We start from the raw sequence: 19,885 nt of genomic DNA, 5'->3' as shown, positions 1-19,885 counted from the left end.
CTGTTACTTGCCAGCCCAGCGCTTGAGCACCAGGGTGGCGTTGGTGCCACCGAAGCCGAAGCTGTTGCTCATCACGGTATCGAGCTTGGCGTTCTCGACGGTGCTGAGCTGGATCGGCATATCGGCCACTTCCGGGTCGAGTTCGTCGATGTTGGCCGAAGCGGCAATGAAGTTGCCTTCCATCATCAGCATGCAGTAGATCGCTTCCTGCACGCCGGCAGCGCCGAGGCTGTGGCCGGACAGGCTCTTGGTCGAGCTGATGGCCGGAGCCTTGTCGCCGAACACGGCGCGCACACCTTTGATCTCCGCAACGTCGCCAACCGGCGTGGAGGTGCCGTGGGTGTTGAGGTAGTCGATCGGGGTGTCGACGGTGGCCAGAGCCTGCTGCATGCAGCGGATGGCGCCTTCGCCGCTTGGGGCGACCATGTCGTAGCCGTCGCTGGTGGCGCCGTAGCCGACGATTTCTGCGTAGATCTTGGCGCCGCGGGCCAGAGCGTGTTCCAGCTCTTCGACCACGACCATGCCGCCGCCGCCGGCAATGACGAAACCGTCACGCTTGGCGTCGTAGGCACGCGAGGCCTTCTCCGGGGTTTCGTTGTACTGGGTGGAGAGGGCGCCCATGGCGTCGAACAGGCAGCTCTGGCTCCAGTGTTCTTCTTCACCGCCGCCGGCGAAGACCACGTCCTGCTTGCCCAGCTGGATCTGCTCCATGGCCTGGCCGATGCAATGTGCGCTGGTGGCGCAGGCCGAGGAGATGGAGAAGTTGACGCCCTTGATCTTGAACGGAGTCGCTAGGCACGCCGATACGGTGCTACCCATGGTGCGGGTCACACGGTATGGGCCGATGCGCTTGACGCCTTTTTCGCGCAGGGTGTCGATGGCTTCCATCTGATTGACGGTGGAAGCACCACCGGAACCGGCGATCAGGCCGGTACGCGGGTTGGAAATCTGCTCTTCGCTGAGGCCGGAGTCCTTGATCGCCTGTTCCATCGACAGATAGGCGTAGGCCGCAGCGTCGCCCATGAAGCGGAACAGTTTGCGGTCGATCAGTTCTTCCAGATTCAGGTTGACCGAACCGGAGACATGACTACGCAGACCCATTTCGGCGTAGGAGGGGTTGAAACGGATGCCTGATTTGCCCGCGCGAAGGCTGCCGGCAACGGCTTCTTTGTCATTGCCCAGGCAGGAAACGATGCCCAGACCGGTGATCACTACACGACGCATGTGCAAGTCCTTCAGAAACTGTCGGTGGAGGTGAACAGGCCGACGCGCAGGCCTTCGGCGCTATAAATTTCGCGACCGTCGACGGCTACGGTGCCATCGGCGATGCCGAGGATCAGCGAGCGGCTGATGGTGCGCTTGATGTGAATGTTGTAGGTGACCTTCTTGGCGGTCGGCAGCACCTGACCGAAGAATTTCACTTCGCCGCTACCCAGGGCACGGCCGCGGCCCGGGTTGCCTTGCCAGCCGAGGTAGAAGCCGACCAGCTGCCACATGGCGTCGAGACCGAGGCAGCCCGGCATTACCGGGTCGCCCTCGAAGTGGCAGCCGAAGAACCACAGGTCCGGATTGATATCGAGCTCAGCGACGATTTCGCCCTTGCCGTACTTGCCGCCGGTTTCGCTGATGTGAGCGATGCGATCGATCATCAGCATGTTTGGGGCGGGCAGTTGCGCGTTCCCCGGGCCGAACAGTTCGCCGCGGCTGCAGGCGAGCAGATCTTCCCGGGTGTAGGCGTTTTGTCTTGTCATGCGAGCTCCTCAATTGTCCCCACGCTTCTAAGGCTGGGCGAATCGTCCTGGCCGGCCACGTCTGGATAGGCGTCTGCCGGCAGCCTAGTCATAGACTGTTGCGTTGTGGTGAAAGTCACAGCGCAGTGAGTACAGTTGTACTCTGCTGGTATTGGAATGTCACAGGCACAGCAGTTTCCCCTTGTAACGCCAGCTTGTCACGGGCGCTACTCGCCTATGGTCGGGCTGGCAGCCAGCGCAGCAGAATGCGTTGCAAGTCTGCTCGTTTGAACGGTTTTGCCAGGTAATCGTTCATTCCCGCTTCCAGGCAGGCTTCGCGGTCACCCTGCAGGGCGTTGGCAGTCAGGGCGATGATCGGCACCTGCTGGCATTGCTGGAGCTGGCGGATCTGCCGCGTCGCCTCGTAACCGTCCATCAGTGGCAGCCTGCAGTCCATCAGAATAGCGGCATAGTCGTGCCGGCTGCAGTTCTGTACGGCCTGCTGACCATCGCCGACCAGACTGACCTGATAGCCGAGGCTGCGCAACATGGCCTCGATGACCGTCTGGTTGACCGGGTTGTCCTCCACCAGCAGCACTGCCTGACCCTCGCCGCTGGCCAGGTTCTGCTTGTCACTGCTTTGTACGGGCTTGTTGCAGGCCTGAAAGGGTAGCGGAATTTCCAGGGTGAACACCGAGCCTGTGCCCAGTTGGCTTTCCGCGCGCAGGGTGCCGCCCATGCGTTCGGCCAGGGTGCGGGCGATCGGCAGGCCGAGGCCGGTACCGCCATAGCGGCGGGAAATCGAGGTGTCAGCCTGCTGGAAGGCGTCGAACATGTGCTCCAGGCGCTCATCGTCGATGCCTATGCCGCTGTCGCGTACCGCGCAGGTGAACCACAGCACCTGGTCGTCCAGCTTCTGCCAGCGGGTTTCCACGCGAATATGACCTTCTTCGGTGAACTTCAGTGCGTTGCCGATCAGATTGACCAGAATCTGCCGAATGCGCGTGGGGTCGCCGCGCACCTCCAGCTGGTCCAGGCCTGGTTGCGTTTCCAGCAGCAGTTGCAGGCCACGTTGCTGAGCGCTGTGCTGGAATACCTGCACAGAGCCTTGCAGCAGCTCCAGCAGGCTGAAGGGGATGGCTTCGAGCTCCAGTGCGCCACGTTCGATCCGTGAGAAGTCGAGAATGTCGTTGATCACCTTGAGCAGATGTTCGGTGGATTCGGTGGCCAAGGCGGCGTATTCATTCTGCTCGTCGTTCAGGCTGGTGGTTTCCAGCAGTTGCAGCATGCCCAACACGCCATTCATGGGCGTGCGCAGTTCGTGGCTCATCATGGCCAGGAAGTCGGATTTGGCGCGGTTGGCCTGCTCGGATTCCTCGCGGGCCTGGATCAATTCGGCAATCGCCTGCTGCTGCTCGCGACCGCTCTGATCGAGGGCGCAGGCGAGGTTGTTGATATGCCGGGCGAGGTCAGTCAGTTCGTCATTGCCGCGTTCGATCAGCGAGGGGCGATAGTCGCCGCTCTGGATGCGTTCCAGCGCCTGGCCCATGGCGCTCAGCTGGCCGATATGACCCTGCTCCAGGCGCAGGTCCTGCAGGCGGGTGAAGGTGAGAAAGCCGGTCAGCAGCAGGGTCAGCAGCAGGGCAGGGCCGACACTGATCAGCTGGGTGCGGGTGTGAATGTTCCAGCCGCGACGCTGGTTCATGGCTCTACCGTCCCTGGAAAGCGGCGCTGCGGCCTGACGAGAGGCGCAGGGCGGGGGCAAGGGGCTGCCTGTGGGCACGAATCGTCCTTGGCAATTAACGTCGATCCGGCATGTTAACCGACCCGACGCGCTTTGCCAGTGTCAGGCGCGTGCACTCTGCGGTAATTCTCGTTTGCCCCGCTGCGGATGGTCAGCACTGAACTTTTGCCCTGGCCGGGTACTCTCGGCTCCGTATAATGCCCGCAGACCGCCATCACGCATGGCCTCATTCGGAAGACCTATGACACAGCTCCAACCCATTGCCGTACTCGGCGGCGGCAGCTTCGGTACCGCCCTGGCCAACCTGCTGGCGGAGAACGGCCAGCGCGTCCTGCAGTGGATGCGTGACCCCGATCAGGCCGAGCAGATGCGTCAGAGCGGCGAGAACCCGCGCTATCTGAAAGGCGTCAAGCTGCATTGCGGTATCGAGCCGACCAGTGATCTGAGCGGTGTGCTGCAGCAGGCCGAGCTGGTGCTGGTGGCGCTGCCTTCCAGCGCCCTGCGCGATGCCTTGCAACCGGTGGCGGCGCAGTTGGCGGGCAAGATGCTGATCAGCACCACCAAGGGCATCGAAGCCAAGACCTTCAAGCTGATGAGCCAGATTCTCGAAGAGATCGCCCCCGACGCACGAATCGGCGTGCTGTCCGGGCCGAATCTGGCCAAGGAAGTGGCTGATCACGCCCTGACCGCCACGGTGATTGCCAGTGAGGACGAAGAGCTGTGTCTGCGCGTACAGCAGGCTCTGCATGGCAGAACCTTCCGCGTCTACGCCAGTGCCGACCGTTTCGGTGTCGAGCTGGGCGGCGCGTTGAAGAACGTCTACGCCATCATGTCCGGTATGGCGGCGGCACTGGGCATGGGCGAGAACACCAAGAGCATGCTGATCACCCGCGCCCTGGCGGAGATGACCCGGTTCGCGGTCAAGCTCGGCGCCAACCCGATGACCTTCCTCGGCCTGGCCGGCGTCGGCGATCTGATCGTCACCTGTTCGTCACCGAAGAGCCGCAACTATCAGGTCGGCTTCGCCCTGGGTGAAGGTCTCAGCCTGGACGACGCGGTGCAGCGCCTCGGCGAAGTCGCCGAAGGGGTCAATACGCTCAAGGTCCTCAAGGCCCGGGCCGAAGAACTGGACGTGTACATGCCGCTGGTCGCTGGCTTGCATGCCATCCTCTTCGAGGGGCGTACGCTGGCCCAGGTCATCGAATTGCTGATGCTCGGTGAGCCCAAGACCGACGTCGATTTCATCCCCACTGCGGGTTTCTGAACCCGGCAGACATTCAAGGAGAGTGAGTCATGAGCGATGAAAAGCAGGAATTGGAGCGTGAATCGATTCTGTTGCGCATTCTGTGGATGGTGATCTTTCTCATCGTCTGGCAGTTGGCCGAGCTGCTGCTCGGCGCCGTTGTGCTGCTGCAGCTGGGTTACCGCCTGTTCTACGGCGCGCCGAACGCCGGCCTGCTGGGCTTTGGCGACAGCCTCAGCCAGTACCTGGCGCAGATCGGTCGTTTCGGCACCTTCAATACCGATGAAAAACCCTGGCCGTTCGCCGATTGGCCGACGCCGCGTGCCCCGGAAGGCGAAACCGCGCACAGCATCCCGCCGGCACCGCACCCGGTGCGTGACGAGGAGCCCAAGCTGTGAGGCTATGGCTGCTGCGCCATGGTGAGGCCGAGCCGCAGGCCGCGAGCGATGCTGCCCGCGAGCTCACCGCCCACGGTCGCAAGGAAGTGCAGCAGGCCGCCGCTCAGCTCGCCGGTCGGCCCCTGACCGCCATCGTCGCCAGCCCCTACGTGCGTGCTCAGCAAACGGCCGAGCTGGTGCGCAGCGAGCTGGGGTTCACCGGCAAGATAAACACCGTGACCTGGCTGACGCCGGACAGCGACCCGCGTGATGCCCTGAAGTATCTCGATGAGCGCGAGCGTGCCGAGGTGCTGCTGGTCAGCCATCAGCCGCTGATCGGCGCGCTGGGTGGGCTGCTGGTGCACGGTCACCGGCAGGAGCCGCTGCCCATGCGCACCGCCAGCCTGGCTGAACTGGAAGGCGATATCCCGGCTGCCGGGCTGATGGAGCTGCTGGCGCTGATTCACCCTCGCTGAGCCATCACGCTGTGGCGCCCTGGCGGCGTCACAGGCGTCCTGTCCGATGTAGCGCCTGCAAATGTTCCAGGCGAGAAACATTTCTTAACTTGCACCTCATTTGTCTGCGTGGAATAGTCAACCAAGCAAGTGCTTGGTTGATTCCTACAAAAACAACAAAGGAGGAAGCCCTGTGGCTGATGCAATCCGTTTGCCGCTCGAGCTGTTTTACGAACGTGAAGCAAGGCACCCGAACAAACGCTACATGGTGCAACCTCTGGGGGGCGGCCAGCTGCTGGAGCTGAGCTGGGCCGATGTGGGCGAGCAGGCCCGTCGCACAGCCAGTTGGCTGCGTAGCCGTGAATTGCCGCAGGGCAGTCGCATCGCCATCATCTCCAAGAACTGCGCACACTGGATAGTTGCCGATCTGGCGATCTGGATGGCGGGCCACGTTTCGGTACCGCTCTATCCCAACCTCACCGCCGACTCCATGGGCCAGGTGCTGGAGCATTCCGAAGCAGCCCTGGCCTTCATTGGCAAGCTCGATGACTGGGCCTCGATGGCGCCGGGCCTGCCGCAGGGTTTGCCGACCGTCAGCCTGCCGCTGCATCCGCAGGGCAGCTTCGACTACAGCTGGGATGACCTGCAGCGCAGCGCGCCGATTCAGGACGACCCCAAGCCCGCAGCGAACCAGCTGGCCACCATCATCTACACCTCCGGCACCACCGGTACGCCCAAGGGCGTGATGCACAATTTCTCCAATTTCGGTTTCGCCGCCAGCAACGCCATCAAGCTGTTCGGCGTGGGCGAGGATGATCGGCTGATCTCCTACCTGCCGCTGTGCCACGTGGCCGAGCGCATGTTCGTCGAGTTGGCTTCGCTCTACGCCGGGCAGACGATCTTCTTTGCCGAGAGCCTGGATACCTTCCTCGAAGACCTCAAGCGCGCGCGGCCGACCGTGATGTTCGGGGTGCCGCGTATCTGGACCAAGTTCCAGATGGGCGTGTACAGCAAGATGCCGGCGCAGAAGCTCGACCGGCTGCTGCGGCTGCCGATCATCGGCCGCTTCATCGGTCGCAAGGTACTCGCCGGCCTCGGCCTGGACGCCATTCGCTACGCGTTGTCCGGCGCCGCGCCAGTGCCCGAGACACTGCTCAACTGGTATCGCCGCCTGGGCATGGAGATTCAGGAGGTCTATGGCATGACCGAGAACTGTGGTTATTCCCATGTCTGCCTGCCGGGCAAGTTCAAGCAGGGCTGGATCGGCCAGAACAATCCGGGGGTCGAGGTGCGTATCGCCGAGGACGGCGAAGTCCAGGTGCGCAGTGGCGCCACCATGCAGGGCTACTACAAGGATCCGCTCAAGACCGCCGAGACGTTGACGGACGATGGCTTCCTGCGCACCGGCGACAAGGGCGAACAGGATGCCGAAGGCAACCTGCGTCTCACCGGCCGCATCAAGGAAATCTTCAAGACCAGCAAGGGCAAGTATGTCGCGCCTGCACCGATCGAAAACCGCATCGGTGAGCACTCGCGTATCGAGCAGGTGTGCGTGGTCGGCGACGGCCTGCCGCAACCCATAGCCCTGTGCGTGCTATCCGACGTGGGGCGCCAGGAGGCGGCCAATGACAGCCGCGATGAGCTGGAAAGCAGCCTCAAGGCCTTGCTCGCCGAGGTCAATGGTCGTCTGGATCATCATGAGCAACTGCAAGGCCTGGTGTTGGTCAAGGAGGTCTGGGCGGTGGAAAACGGTTTCCTGACTCCGACCCTGAAAATCAAACGTGCGGTGATCGAGGGCACTTACGGCGAGCGCTTCGCCGAGTGGCAGCAGCGCAGTGAAGCCGTGCTCTGGCACGATTGACAGGCCGTTGAAACATGAGTGGGCCGGGTTGACCGGCCCTGTCTTCAACGCACAAGGAACGCTTGCATGGCACTGTGGCAACGAACGCCCGATATCGATGCACTCAACGCAACCCTGAAGAACAGCATCGGCGAGGTGCTGGACATCCGTTTCGAAGCCTTCGACGACGAATCGCTCAGCGCCAGCATGGTGATCGACTCGCGTACTCACCAGCCCTATGGCCTGCTGCACGGTGGCGCCTCGGTGGTGCTGGCGGAAACCCTCGGCTCCACCGCCAGCTACCTGTGTATCGACAGCAGCCGCTTCTACTGCGTCGGCCTCGAGGTCAATGCCAACCACCTGCGTGGCCTGCGCAGCGGACGCGTGCATGCGGTGGCGCGGCCGGTGCATCTGGGCCGTACCACCCACGTCTGGGACATTCGCCTCAGCGGCGATGACGGCAAGGCCAGTTGTATCTCGCGGCTGACCATGGCCATCGTTCCTCTGGGTGACCAGCCGCCGAAATTTTAAGTTTCTGCCTGCAATTTCATCCAAGATTTGCCCGAACCATGGCGCTACAGTACGCGCCATGGACCAGATCACTCATATCCAGAGCAGCTTGCCCGGCGTTCGCCTGATCGATGCCGAGTACCGCCGCTTCGCCTTTCCCCGGCATTTTCACCTGGAGTACCACGTCGGCCTGCTGATACAGGGGCAGCATCGCTACGCCTATGGCGGTGAGCGTCGCCACGTGGGGGCAGGGGATGTGCTGCTGATGGCGCCGGAGGGGATTCATGATGGCGCCTGCCTGGAAGGCCAGAGTTATCGCATCCGGGTGATGGCCTTCGACCCCTTCTGGCTGGATGAGGCCAGTCGTACCCTGAGTGACGGCCGTCAGGGCGCGCCGAGGCTGACCACCAGCAGCCTGCGCCACCCTCTGCTGTCACAGCATCTGCAGCGCTTTCATGCAGCGATGCTGGGCGGTTCGCCGCTGGCGCAGGAAGAGGCACTCTGGCAGGCGCTGGCCCATCTGCTGGAAATGGGCTCGACATTGCGCGTCAGCGAGCCGGATCGCGCCTTCGATCAGCGTACCTGGCAGCGCCTGCGCGACTGGCTGGAGAGCCGCCTGGACGATCCGCCCTCGCTGGAGGAGATCGCCGCTTTCTGCGCCATGAGCCCCTGGCAGGCGTTGCGTCGCTTTCGCCAGCACAGCGGTTTGCCGCCGCATCAGTGGCTGACCCAGTTGCGTCTGCAGCGGGCGTTGCCCCTGGTACTGGCGGGTGAGCCCCTGAGCGAGATCGCCTTACGCCTGGGCTTCTACGATCAGGCGCATTTCTCGCGGCTGTTCCGCCGCACTTACGGTCTGCCACCGGCGCGTCTGCGTCAGGGCTGATCCAGCCGCCTGTCTCACCTTTTTCATTTCCTGGAGATCACCATGCAGGAGACGTCCGTCTTGCTGTCGCTGGCTGCCGTGTTCGCGGTGGCTCTTATCAGCCCCGGCCCCGATGTGGCGCTGGTGGTGCGTACTGCTCTGCATCAGGGGCAGCGTGCAGGCTTGCTCAGTGCGCTGGGTCTGGCCTGCGGCATTCTCCTGCACGGCACCCTGGTGCTCAGCGGCGTGGCCGTGCTGCTCAGTCGTACCGAGTGGTTGTTCGATCTGGTGCAGATCGGCGGTGCACTCTACCTGGGCTGGCTGGGTATCGGCGCGGTGCGTGCCTGGTGGCGGGGCAGCGCTGGCCCGAGGCGGCTGGATGGCGAACTGACGCCTTCGCTGTTCGGCCCCTGGTTGCGCGGTGTGTTCACCAACCTGGGCAACCCCAAGGCTCTGGTGTTCTTCCTGGCGCTGCTCAGCAGCCTGGTGCCGGCGGACATGTCGCTGCCCGGCAAGGTGGCCTGTGCGGCGTTGCTGTTCGGCCTCAGCCTGTTTTGGTTCAGCCTGCTGGGGTTGACCCTTGGCCGCCCGCTGATGCGTCAGCGGCTGCTGCAGGTGGCGCCGACCATCGACTTCGTCTGCGGCCTGGTATTTCTGCTGGTGGCGGTGGGTATCGTCGGGCGTCTGTTGCTATAGCCCTGACCATTGCGCCGCCATCAATGGCCGTTACGGTCATTGCCGCGCGTCGGCGGCTGCCGGAGAATCCGGGCATATTCGCCTTTTCGAGTTTGATGCATGCCGCAGTCGATCTTCTTCGCTCACGCCAACGGCTTTCCGTCGGCCACCTACGGCAAGCTGTTCGCCGCGCTGGCGCCGGACTTTCAGGTGCAGCACCTGGAACAGCATGGCCACGACCCGCGTTTTCCGGTCAACGACAACTGGTCGAACCTGGTCGATGAGCTGATCCATCACCTCGAGGGTGGTGACGAGCCGGTCTGGGGCGTCGGTCATTCCCTCGGCGGTGTGCTGCACTATCACGCCGCCTTGCTTCGCCCCGAGCTGTATCGCGGGGTGGTGATGCTCGATTCGCCGGTACTGACCCTGGCCGACCGCATGGTGATCCGCGCCGCCAAGCGCTTCGGCTTCATCGATCGCATCACGCCGGCCGGCCGCACCTTGGGACGCCGTGAAGCATTCGCCGATCTGGTCGAGGCGCGGGACTACTTCGCCGGCAAGAGCCTGTTTCGACGTTTCGACCCCGAGTGCCTGGACGCCTATGTCAGCCACGGCCTGCAGCTGGGCGAGCAGGGGTTGCGACTGAAATTCGATCCGGCCACCGAGATCAGCATCTACCGCAGCGTGCCGCACACTTCGCCGGGCCGGCCGCAGCAACTGGCGGTGCCGCTGGCGATGGTGCGCGGTCGCCATAGCCGGGTGGTGCTACCGCATCATGCGCGCCTGCTACGGCGCATGCCGCGCGCGGAATATCACAACCTGCCAGGCGGCCATATGTTCCCGCTGGAGCGGCCACAGGCCACCGCCGAGCTGCTGCGTCAGCTGTTCACTCGTTGGGTCGGCAGCCAGGAGCAACCTACATGAGCACGGGTTTCGAGGAAGTTCGTCTGAGCCTGGCGCATATCGAATTGGCCGCTCATCTCTATGGCCCCGAGGATGGTGTGCCGGTTCTGGCGCTGCACGGCTGGTTGGACAACGCGGCGAGCTTCGCGCGGCTGGCACCGAAACTCGAGGGGCTGCGCATCGTTGCCCTGGACTTTGCCGGCCATGGGCATTCCGAGCATCGTTCGGCAGGCGCCGGTTACGCGCTGTGGGACTACGCCTACGACGTACTGCAGGTCGCCGAGCAGTTTGGCTGGGAGCGTTTTTCCATCCTCGGTCATTCCATGGGGGCGATCACCGCGGTGCTGTTGGCTGGCGCGATGCCCGAGCGGATCGCACGCCTGGCCCTGATCGACGGCCTGGTGCCCTATACCGGCGAAGCCGAGCAGGCGCCGCAGAAGCTGGGCGAAGCATTGCGCGCCAGGCTGTCGCTCACTGACAAGCGCAAGCCGGTGTACGCAGAGATGGCGCGTGCGGTCGAGGCGCGGATGAAGGGCGTGGGCGCCGTCAGCCGTGAGGCGGCCGAATTGCTGGCGCAGCGTGGGCTGATGCCGGTGCCGGGCGGTTACACCTGGCGTACCGACAGCCGCCTGACCCTGCCGTCGCCGCTGCGCCTGACCTGGGCGCATGCCCAGGCGTTCGTCCGTGCACTGCAATGCCCGGTCAGCCTGGTACTGGCGGAGCAGGGCATGATGGGCGCACAGTCGGCTGTACGAACGTTGCTTCAGGACTTGCCGTTCGAAGTGCATCGCTTGCCCGGCGGGCACCATCTGCACCTGGATGATGAAGCCGGCGCCCAGCTCGTAGCGGATTGTTTCAATCCATTCCTGCGCTTGCCTTGACTTGCCTGCGGCCCTAGGGAAAGGTGTGGCGGTCTGCCATGGAGGATCGCATGATCGACCCGTTCAACGTCGCCACCCACTGCTTCGCAAGCCCGCCTGCCGTTTCCCTTCAACAGGTTTCCTCTCTATGACGAGGCGTATGAAGCTGTTTTCTGCAGCGCTTGCTACCCTCTGCAGCGGTGCCGTGCTGGCGGCCGATCTACCCGGCAGTCGTGATCTCGAGGTACTGCCGCGTTTCCCTGCCAGTCATATCGTCGCATTCAAGGAAGCACCCGACGTCGAGCGTATCTATCCGCAGGGCTCCATTCGCCGTATCAGCGGGCGCTTGCGTTACGAGCGGGAGGTTCTGGTGCAGGGCCAGCATAGCGCGGTGACTTATGAGCTACCGCGCACCCACAGTGCCGATCAGGTGTTCACTGCGGCGCGCGAAGCGCTGCTGGAGCAGGGCGCCGAGCTGCTCTACTGGTGCCAGGGCCGTGAATGCGGCGCCAGCAGCCTGTGGGCCAACTCGGTGTTCGGCAATGCCACGCTGTATGGTTCCGACGATCAGCAGGCCTACGCCCTGCTGCGCCTGGCCGAACCGAATCACGAAAGCCTGCTGGCGCTGTACAGCATCACCCGTGGTAACCGCCGTGCCTATCTGCATGCCGAACAGCTGGATGCCGAAGCGCCTCTGGGCGTATTGCTGCCGACGCCCGCGACCCTGTTGCGTCAGCTGCGCACCGATGGTCAGCTGAAACTGCCCGATGAAGCCAAGGCCGACAGTGCCTGGGTGGAGGTGCTGGCGCGTAGCTTGAACCTCGACAGCACCCTGCGCGTCACTCTGGCCGGCAACCAGGCCGAGGCCTGGCGCGAGGCACTGATCGAGCAGCGCGTGCGCGAAGCGCGCCTGGAGTTGGGTGAAAGCGCCGATGAAACACTGAGCGTGCATTTGTTGCGTTAAGCTATCGCTCGCAATCGCCTGTTACAGAGCGCCCTTCATGGGCGCTTTGTCGTTTCGTCGAAGGGAGTTTCGCTTGATGGCCACTAATGATCGTCTGCTGGTGCAGATTCTTCTGCTCGGCCTGCTGGCTGCCAGCCTCTGGGTGCTGGCGCCATTCTGGTCGGCGCTGTTCTGGGCTGCCGTGCTGGCCTTTGCCAGCTGGCCGTTGATGCGCTTGCTGACGCAGCTGCTCAATGGGCGCATGTCGCTGGCGGCGGGCATCCTGACCGGTGTCTGGGTGATCATGGTGGCGGTGCCGCTGGTGTGGCTGGGCTTCAACCTGGCCGATCACATCAAGGACGCCAACGCCCTGGTCAAGGATCTGCAGGTCGAAGGCCTGCCGCCGCCGCCGAGCTGGCTGGCCAGCATTCCGCTGGTGGGCGAGCGCCTGGTGGAGCTGTGGCGCACCATCGACCAGCAGGGCGCTGCCTTCTTCGACACGCTGCGACCCTATCTCGGCCAGGTCGGCAACTGGCTGGTGGCGCGCAGCGCGAAGATTGGCGCGGGCATGGTCGAACTGGCCCTGAGCCTGGTGCTGGTGTTCTTCTTCTACCGTGACGGCCCGCGCCTGGCGGTGTTCGTGCACAGCCTGCTGGAGCGACTGATCGGCGAGCGTGCCGATCATTATCTGGAACTGGTAGCCGGCACCGTGCAGCGCGTGGTCAACGGCGTGATCGGCACCGCCGCAGCGCAGGCCGTGCTGGCCTATATCGGTTTCGTCATCGCCGGAGTGCCGGGGGCGCTGGTGCTGGGCCTGCTGACCTTCGCCTTCAGCTTCATCATGATCCCGCCGCTGATCTGGGGGCCCGCCGTGGCCTGGCTGGTGTGGCAGGGAGAGATCGGCATGGCGATCTTCCTGGGTATCTGGGGCTTCTTCATCATCAGTGGGGTGGACAACATCCTCAAACCCTACCTGATCAGCCGTGGCGGCAACCTGCCGCTGGTGGTGGTGCTGCTCGGCGTGTTTGGCGGCATCCTGGCCTTCGGCTTCATGGGCCTGTTCCTCGGTCCGACCTTGCTGGCGGTGGCCTACAGCCTGCTCAGCGACTGGGTGGCGGACAAGACGCCGCCCGCCGAAGCCTTGGTGGACAAGCCACTACCGGGCGAGGACCCACGCGGCTGATCAGCCGCGTTCGCTTTCGTATTTGTCGAGGGTGTCGCGAGCGATCTGCCGACCCAGCATGATCAGCTCCGGCGCCTTGTAGAACTCGAAGAAGCGGCAGGCCCGCTTGGGCACGTTGATCAGGATGTCCGGCGGGTAGCCAGCGATCTTGTACTGCGCCAATGAGGTCTGCATCACCTCGAAACTCTGGTTGACCAGCTCCAGCAGCGATGCCGGCCCGCTGAACTCGGCTACCCGTGAGCCGCTGGCGGATTTCGGCGCGGGTTCATCATCCTCTTTGCGGCTTGGCGCCGCGGCCGGGCTGATGTCATCGGCGAGTCGCTGTTCCTCGGCAAGCAACAGGGCTTCGTCGTCGCTCTTGCGGCGAAAGCTTGGCAGACGTGAGCCGAGCGATGTCATCAACTGGTCGATGCGTCCCTTGAGGGCTGCGGGGCGCTCGATTACCGGCAACTGGTAGTGATTCTGGTTGGTGGCGTTGAGGTTGACCGCGATGATCAGGTCGCAGTGGCTGGAGACCACCGGCACGATTGGCAGCGGGTTGAGCAGACCGCCGTCGACCAGCATGCGCTTACCCTGGATGACTGGCGTGAACAGGCTGGGAATCGCCGCTGAGGCGCGCATCGCCTGGTGCAGGCAGCCTTCCTGGAACCAGATTTCCTGCTGGTTGGTCAGGTCGGTGGCGACGGCGGTGAAGGGAATGTCGAGGTTTTCGATGTCCACGTCGCCGACGATTTCCTGAATGCGCCCGAATACCCGCTCGCCACGGATGGCGCCGAGGCGGAAGCTGACGTCGAGCAGGCGCAACACGTCGAGATAATCCAGGCTTTCCGTCCATTCGCGGTATTCGCGCAGCTTGCCGGCAGCGAAGATGCCGCCGACCACGGCGCCCATCGAGCAGCCGGCGATGCAGCCGATTTCGTAACCGCGCTCCTGCAATTCCTCGATCACGCCAATGTGCGCATAGCCGCGCGCACCTCCTGAGCCCAGCACCAGCGCCACTTTCTTGCTCATTAACAGATTCCCCCAGTGAAGGTTCGACCTTACTCGCACGGTAGCGCTGAGCCAAGGCAGTCAATGCAGTCTTTGCTAGAATCCGCCGCCAGTTATCGCGGTGAGAGAACAACCATGAGCGAACCCATTCGTTTGACCCAGTACAGCCACGGCGCCGGCTGCGGCTGCAAGATTTCGCCGAAGGTCCTCGAGGTGATTCTCGCTGGCAGCGGCGCGCAGAATCTCGATCCCAGACTCTGGGTGGGCAATGCCTCGCGCGATGACGCGGCGGTATACGCCATCGACGAGGAGCGCGGCGTGGTCTCCACCACCGACTTCTTCATGCCGATCGTCGACGACCCTTACGATTTCGGTCGTATCGCCGCCACCAATGCCATCAGCGACATCTACGCCATGGGCGGTGATCCGCTGATGGCCATCGCCATCCTTGGCTGGCCGGTCAACGTCCTGGCGCCGGAAGTTGCCCGCGAAGTGATCCGTGGCGGTCGCGCGGTGTGCGACGAAGCCGGCATCCCGCTGGCAGGTGGGCACTCGATCGATGCACCGGAGCCGATCTTCGGCCTGGCCGTGACCGGCCTGGTGAGCAAAGCCAACATGAAGCGCAACGACACCGCCACGGCTGGTTGCAAGCTGTATCTGAGCAAGCCTCTGGGCATCGGCATTCTCACCACGGCGGAGAAGAAGGCCAAGCTGCGCAGCGCAGACATCGGCCTGGCGCGTGACTGGATGTGTACCCTTAACAAGCCTGGCAGCCGCTTTGGCAAGCTCGCCGGTGTGCGCGCGATGACCGACGTGACCGGCTTCGGCCTGCTTGGCCACCTGGTGGAAATGGCCGATGGCAGCGGCCTCAGTGCCCGTGTCGAGTTCGGCCGGGTGCCACGCCTGGACAGTGTCGAGCACTATCTGGAGCAGGGCTGCATACCCGGTGGCACCTTGCGCAACTTCGACAGTTACGGTGACAAGATCGCGCCATTGCCCGAACTGGCCAAGCTGCTGTTGTGCGACCCGCAGACCAGCGGTGGCCTGCTGATTGCCGTGGCGCCGGAGGGCGAGGCCGAGTTCCTCGCCGTGGCCGCCGAGCTGGGGCTGGATCTGGCCCCTATCGGCGAGATGGTCGAGCGACAGCGTTACGCGGTCGAGGTGCTCTGATGCGCGACAACTGCACCGACTACCGCGATCTGTTCCTGCATGACCGGCCGATGATGGATACCCGTGCCCCGGTCGAATTTCTCAAGGGCGCTTTCCCCGGCGTGATCAACTTGCCGCTGATGACCGACATCGAGCGGCAGAAGGTTGGCACGTGCTACAAGCAGCAAGGCCAGCAGGCGGCCATCGAGCTGGGCCATCAACTGGTCAGCGGCCATACCAAGAACGAGCGCATCGAGGCATGGGCGGCCTTTGCCAAGGCCAACCCTGAGGGTTACCTGTACTGCTTTCGCGGTGGCCTGCGCTCGCAGATCGTTCAGCAATGGCTGAAAAGCGAGGCGGGCATCGACTATCCGCGCGTGGTCGGTGGCTACAAGGCCATGCGCACCTTCCTCCTGCAGACCACCGACGAGGCGGTACAGGCGTGCGATTTCGTGCTGGTGGGCGGGATGACCGGCACCGGCAAGACCGAGGTGATCAGCCAACTGAGCAACAGCCTGGATCTGGAGGCGCACGCCAATCACCGAGGCTCCAGCTTCGGCAAGCGCGCCACTGGCCAGCCCGAGCAGATCGATTTCGAGAATGCCCTGGCCATCGATCTGCTCAAGCGCCGCGCTGCGGGGCAGCAGCAGTTCGTGCTGGAAGACGAGGCGCGTCTGATCGGCCGCTGCTCCCTGCCATTACCGCTGTATCAGGCGATGCAGCACCATCCCTTGGTGTGGCTGGAGGACAGCGTGGCCAACCGTGTGGAGCGGATTCTGCAGGCCTACGTGGTCGAGTTGTGTGCCGAGTTCGTTGCGGCTCAGGGCGCCGAGGCAGGCTTCACCGCATTCGCCGCGCGCCTGCGCGAGAGCCTGGCCAATATCACTCGTCGTCTGGGGGGCGAGCGTTACCAGCGTCTGGCCGCGATCATGGATCAGGCGCTGCAGGAACAGCAGGCCGACGGCCAGGTGGATACGCATCGCGGCTGGATCGAAGCCTTGCTGGTCGAGTACTACGATCCTATGTACGTGTTCCAGCGTGAGAGCAAATCCGGGCGAATTGAATTCGCCGGGGAGCAGCAGGCTGTGGTGGAATACCTGCGTAAGCGAAGCGGCGGGTGAGGCGGGCACTTTCCTTCTGCCGTAGCGTCATAGACTGGGCCTAGCAGGCCGTTGAAAACTACCTGCGTTGCCATTGCTGCGTTAAAAACAGGCTCACAGTCGCAGGCTGAACGCGCTTTAGCGCGGCCCCGAAGGGGTGAGCGAAGCGAATCAAGTGCTCATTTACAACACGTAAATTGCGCTTTTTCGCCTGTTTTTGCCTTGCACTGGCTGCCTCGCCTACGTTTTCAACAGCCTGCTATACGTAGTCATATCCGTTCGAGGAGTGTGGTCGATGAAACACTGGATCTGTTTGCCGCTGCTTGCGGTGGCGCTCACCGGCTGCGCCGGCAAGACCGTCTACCGTGAGACCTGTGCCAATCAACTGGATGCCGCCTGGAAAGAGTTGAGCATCGCCGAGGCCGAAGGCTTCGCCGGTACCGTGAGCTATTCCAAGGCATTTTCGCTGCTCACCGCTGCCAAGACCCAGCAGCAGTTCGAAGCCTACGAAGGCTGTACCAGCAAGGCCGAGCGTGCGCGCTTTTACATCCGTGAATCGCGAGCGGGGCGTTGATGCAGCTCGATTTTTCCGATCTGAGCCCGCTCGAGGCGTATCGCTGGCTGGCTTCCACTGTCACTCCACGGCCCATTGCCTGGGTCTCGACCCGTTCGGCCGAAGGCGTGGCCAACCTGGCGCCATTCAGCTTCTTTCAGGTCATCAGTGACAACCCGCCGACCTTGCTGGTCAACGTCAACACCCGCGACGATGGCAGTCTCAAGGACAGCCTGCGCAATGCCCAGACCAGCGGCGAACTGGCGATTCAACTGGTCAGCTTCGCCCAGGCTGAGGCGATGAACGCCAGCGCCGCGATCCTGCCTTATGAGGTCAGCGAGTTTGCCCACTGCGCCATTGCCAGCCAGCCTTGCGAGCGCATCGACGTGCTGCGTGTCGCCGGCGCTCCGGTGACCTTCGAGTGCCGTGTGGCGCAAATCCAGCCCTATCCGGCGCAACGACCGACCTGCCATCTGATCTTCGCCGAGGTGTTGCTGGCGCACATCGACGACGCGGTACTCAACGAGCAGGGGCGTATCGACCCGCTCAAGCTCGATCTGGTTGCTCGCCTCGGTGGCAGCGCCTATTGCCGCACGCGTGATCTATTCCAGATGCAGCGGCCCTGAACCCGTTCTGAAAACGACCTCCAGTTAACTCTCCCGGCCATCTTGCTGTCTGCTGGCTTGTCGCCAGTAGCGCTGCGCTCCTATGTTCCACAATTCGGGGCTGGCTGCAGTAGGCAGGGGGATGTCATGGGTGGCTCATTGGGCAAGCGGCTGGCCAGTCTGAGTACGGCCAGCAAGTTGATGCTGGGTTTTGCTCTGGTATTGATTCTGACCGCTCTGGTAGCGGCCACCGGTCTGCTGGCGTTGCGTGACGTCAGTGCCGGCGCCGAGTTGCAGCAACGCATGAGCGCGCTCGGCGAGCAGGTGCTGCGCATGCGCCAGAGCGAGCAGGCGTTCGCGCTGAGCGGCGACAGTCAGCACGCCGAGCGTCTGGCCGAACAGGCCGAGGCCATTTTGCAAGCCGGACAGGTGCTGCAAGGTGAGCTCGATAGCGACACAGCCGCGATTCTGGCGCAGGTCGAGCCGGCACTGGCCGCCTACCGCAGCGCCTTTGCCCGCTACGTTGAACTCACCGACAACATGCAGCTGTCCTTGCAGGCCGCCGACTGGCTGGTGGTCAGCGCGGCCAACAGTCTGGATCTGCTGCAGGAAGGGCTGGCCGAAGACGGCGTCGACCTGCTCAAGAGCTCCCAAGGCGAGCAGGGCGGTGATTCAGTCCTGCAGGCCGGCAAGGTCGGCAAGATTCATCAACTGCTGTTGCAGGCGTTGGATCAGGCACGCCAGCGGCTGGAGGCAAGCCGGCGCAGCGATAGCAGTGAGCAGGCGGACATTGCCCAGGCAGGCGAGGCGCAAGCCCTGGCTGCCGAGTTGCGCGATGCGCTGGACGATCCCGGCTATGCTGCGGTGCTCGGCGAGGTGGTGGTCAACGTCGACTCCTTCAATGAGCGCCTGAAGGACTACGCCACCCAGCTGCAGCAACAAAAGCAGGTATACGGGCAACTGGTCGCTCAGGTCGAACAGTTGCTGCAGCGGGTCGAGCTGGCCCTGGACACGCAACGCCAGGCCATGCATGCCGAGCGTCAGGCCAGCAGCGGTCTGATCATCCTGACAGCGACCCTGGCGCTGTTGTTCGGTCTTGGCGCGGCGATCATGATCAGCCTGGCCATCGTGCGTCCGCTCAAGCGGGTGATCGGCCTGGCTGAATCCATTGCCAGTGGCGACCTCAGCGTGCATATCGAACAGGATCGTCGCGACGAGATCGGTCAGCTGCTCGCAGCCATGCAGGGTATGTCCGCTAACCTGCGAGATATGGTTGGCCGCCTGCAGGGCGGTGTGGCGCAGATTTCCAGCTCCGCCCAGACCCTTTCTTCCACGGCCGAGCAGACGCGCCAGGGGGTCAATGGCCAGAAGCTGGAGACCGATCAGGTCGCCACTGCCATGAGTCAGATGACAGCCACGGTGCACGAGGTGGCGCGCAATGCCGAGGCGGCAGCGGCTTCCACCGAACAGGCTGACCAGCGTGTCGGTGCCGGTAGCCAGGTGGTGCGCCAGACCCTGCAGCGCATCGAGCAGTTGGCCAGTGCCATGGATGCTACTACCAAGAGCATCCAGCGCCTGAGTCAGGATACTCAGCGCATCGATGCAGTACTCGACGTGATCAAGAGCGTTGCCGAGCAAACCAACCTGCTGGCGCTCAATGCGGCCATCGAAGCGGCGCGCGCCGGAGAACAGGGGCGCGGTTTCGCGGTGGTCGCCGATGAGGTAAGGGCGCTGGCAAAACGCACTCAGCAATCCACCGCGGAAATCGAGTCGCTGATCGCGGCCCTGCGCGAAGGCAGCCGCCGCGCTGTGGCGGACATGGAGCAGAGCGCCAGTCTGGTGGGCCTGACGGTGGGCGACGCCAACCAGACCGAGGGCGCCCTGGCGGCCATTGCCGAGGCGGTGAGCCTGATCTCGGAGATGAACCAGCAGATCGCTGCAGCGGCCGAGCAGCAGACTGCCGTGGCCGAGGAAATCAATCGCAGCGTCACCTCGATCCGCGATATCGCCGATCAGTCAGCCACGGCCATGGATGCGACCGCTGCGTCGAGCATCCAATTGGCTGAACTGGGGCGGGAGCTGCAGGGTATGGCGGGGCACTTTCGTCTGACATAGCGTCTGCCCTCACAGTTTCGTGAGCAAACTTTGCATAGAGCTATGCCA

20 protein-coding genes are annotated in these 19,885 nt (G+C 63.6%); 16 read left to right on the top strand and 4 right to left on the bottom strand.

Annotated elements, in window-relative coordinates; genetic code table 11:
• Positions 1-3: 3 nt before the first annotated feature.
• The 3 genes from fabB to BLR77_RS14050 form a co-directional block, all read right to left on the bottom strand.
• A complete protein-coding gene (gene fabB, locus BLR77_RS14060) occupies positions 4-1,224 on the bottom strand; it encodes a beta-ketoacyl-ACP synthase I (protein WP_017677145.1) in 1,221 nt (406 codons plus the stop codon).
• 11 nt (positions 1,225-1,235) lie between these two features.
• Positions 1,236-1,751 carry a 3-hydroxyacyl-[acyl-carrier-protein] dehydratase FabA gene (gene fabA / locus BLR77_RS14055; protein WP_003240795.1) on the bottom strand — a complete coding sequence of 172 codons (516 nt, stop codon included), beginning with the start codon at positions 1,749-1,751 and terminating at the stop codon, positions 1,236-1,238.
• Positions 1,752-1,965: 214 nt separating this feature from the next.
• Positions 1,966-3,513, bottom strand: a complete 1,548-nt coding sequence (locus tag BLR77_RS14050) for an ATP-binding protein (RefSeq protein WP_083366072.1) — start codon at positions 3,511-3,513, stop codon at positions 1,966-1,968.
• 202 nt (positions 3,514-3,715) lie between these two features.
• On the opposite strand from BLR77_RS14050, the gene BLR77_RS14045 reads away from it, so the two are divergent.
• From BLR77_RS14045 to BLR77_RS13995, 11 genes are all read left to right on the top strand, one after another.
• Complete coding sequence (locus tag BLR77_RS14045) at positions 3,716-4,738, top strand: NAD(P)H-dependent glycerol-3-phosphate dehydrogenase (protein ID WP_074678753.1); 1,023 nt, start codon at positions 3,716-3,718, stop codon at positions 4,736-4,738.
• Positions 4,739-4,767: 29 nt separating this feature from the next.
• Positions 4,768-5,115 carry a DUF4389 domain-containing protein gene (locus BLR77_RS14040; protein ID WP_074678751.1) on the top strand — a complete coding sequence of 116 codons (348 nt, stop codon included), beginning with the start codon at positions 4,768-4,770 and terminating at the stop codon, positions 5,113-5,115.
• On the top strand, positions 5,112-5,570 hold the full coding sequence (gene sixA / locus BLR77_RS14035) for a phosphohistidine phosphatase SixA (protein WP_074678749.1): 459 nt from the start codon (positions 5,112-5,114) through the stop codon (positions 5,568-5,570). The genes BLR77_RS14040 and sixA overlap by 4 nt, the downstream gene beginning before the upstream one ends.
• 172 nt (positions 5,571-5,742) lie before the next feature.
• Entirely contained in the window at positions 5,743-7,410 is a 1,668-nt protein-coding gene (locus BLR77_RS14030; RefSeq protein WP_074678747.1) for an AMP-binding protein, read from the top strand.
• A gap of 66 nt (positions 7,411-7,476) precedes the next feature.
• A complete protein-coding gene (locus tag BLR77_RS14025; protein WP_074678745.1) occupies positions 7,477-7,920 on the top strand; it encodes a hotdog fold thioesterase in 444 nt (147 codons plus the stop codon).
• Positions 7,921-7,978: 58 nt separating this feature from the next.
• Positions 7,979-8,782, top strand: a complete 804-nt coding sequence (locus BLR77_RS14020) for an AraC family transcriptional regulator (protein ID WP_074678743.1) — start codon at positions 7,979-7,981, stop codon at positions 8,780-8,782.
• A gap of 42 nt (positions 8,783-8,824) precedes the next feature.
• Positions 8,825-9,457 (top strand): LysE family translocator, encoded by a 633-nt coding sequence (locus BLR77_RS14015; RefSeq protein WP_074678741.1) that lies wholly within the window; start codon positions 8,825-8,827, stop codon positions 9,455-9,457.
• A 99-nt stretch (positions 9,458-9,556) separates the two neighbouring features.
• Positions 9,557-10,360 carry an alpha/beta fold hydrolase gene (locus tag BLR77_RS14010; RefSeq protein WP_074678739.1) on the top strand — a complete coding sequence of 268 codons (804 nt, stop codon included), beginning with the start codon at positions 9,557-9,559 and terminating at the stop codon, positions 10,358-10,360.
• On the top strand, positions 10,357-11,220 hold the full coding sequence (locus BLR77_RS14005; protein WP_074678737.1) for an alpha/beta fold hydrolase: 864 nt from the start codon (positions 10,357-10,359) through the stop codon (positions 11,218-11,220). Before BLR77_RS14010 ends, BLR77_RS14005 begins: the two co-directional genes overlap by 4 nt.
• Positions 11,221-11,359: 139 nt before the next feature.
• On the top strand, positions 11,360-12,163 hold the full coding sequence (locus BLR77_RS14000) for a DUF4892 domain-containing protein (protein ID WP_074678735.1): 804 nt from the start codon (positions 11,360-11,362) through the stop codon (positions 12,161-12,163).
• A gap of 76 nt (positions 12,164-12,239) precedes the next feature.
• A complete protein-coding gene (locus BLR77_RS13995) occupies positions 12,240-13,325 on the top strand; it encodes an AI-2E family transporter (protein ID WP_074678733.1) in 1,086 nt (361 codons plus the stop codon).
• Here BLR77_RS13995 and BLR77_RS13990 read toward each other — a convergent pair whose 3' ends face one another.
• Positions 13,326-14,336: a patatin-like phospholipase family protein gene (locus tag BLR77_RS13990; protein WP_074678731.1), complete on the bottom strand. Its 1,011-nt coding sequence runs from the start codon at positions 14,334-14,336 to the stop codon at positions 13,326-13,328.
• A gap of 114 nt (positions 14,337-14,450) precedes the next feature.
• Between BLR77_RS13990 and selD the strand changes: the two genes are divergently transcribed.
• The 5 genes from selD to BLR77_RS13965 all read left to right on the top strand — a co-directional run bounded on the left by selD (position 14,451) and on the right by BLR77_RS13965 (position 19,837).
• Entirely contained in the window at positions 14,451-15,485 is a 1,035-nt protein-coding gene (gene selD / locus BLR77_RS13985; RefSeq protein WP_074678729.1) for a selenide, water dikinase SelD, read from the top strand.
• The gene (mnmH, locus tag BLR77_RS13980) at positions 15,485-16,585 is read left to right on the top strand and encodes a tRNA 2-selenouridine(34) synthase MnmH (protein ID WP_074678727.1); all 1,101 of its coding nucleotides are present in this window, start codon (positions 15,485-15,487) and stop codon (positions 16,583-16,585) included. Before selD ends, mnmH begins: the two co-directional genes overlap by 1 nt.
• A gap of 274 nt (positions 16,586-16,859) precedes the next feature.
• The gene (locus tag BLR77_RS13975; protein WP_074678725.1) at positions 16,860-17,138 is read left to right on the top strand and encodes a hypothetical protein; all 279 of its coding nucleotides are present in this window, start codon (positions 16,860-16,862) and stop codon (positions 17,136-17,138) included.
• Positions 17,138-17,743, top strand: a complete 606-nt coding sequence (locus BLR77_RS13970) for a flavin reductase family protein (RefSeq protein WP_074678723.1) — start codon at positions 17,138-17,140, stop codon at positions 17,741-17,743. Before BLR77_RS13975 ends, BLR77_RS13970 begins: the two co-directional genes overlap by 1 nt.
• Positions 17,744-17,869: 126 nt before the next feature.
• A complete protein-coding gene (locus BLR77_RS13965) occupies positions 17,870-19,837 on the top strand; it encodes a methyl-accepting chemotaxis protein (protein WP_074678721.1) in 1,968 nt (655 codons plus the stop codon).
• Positions 19,838-19,885: the final 48 nt, after the last annotated feature.

Origin of the sequence: Ectopseudomonas alcaliphila, from assembly GCF_900101755.1 — a bacterium.
In the GTDB taxonomy this organism is placed as follows: domain Bacteria; phylum Pseudomonadota; class Gammaproteobacteria; order Pseudomonadales; family Pseudomonadaceae; genus Aquipseudomonas; species Aquipseudomonas alcaliphila.
The sequence above is the reverse complement of the archived record's forward strand: the minus strand, read 5'-3'. Positions and strand labels throughout refer to the sequence as shown.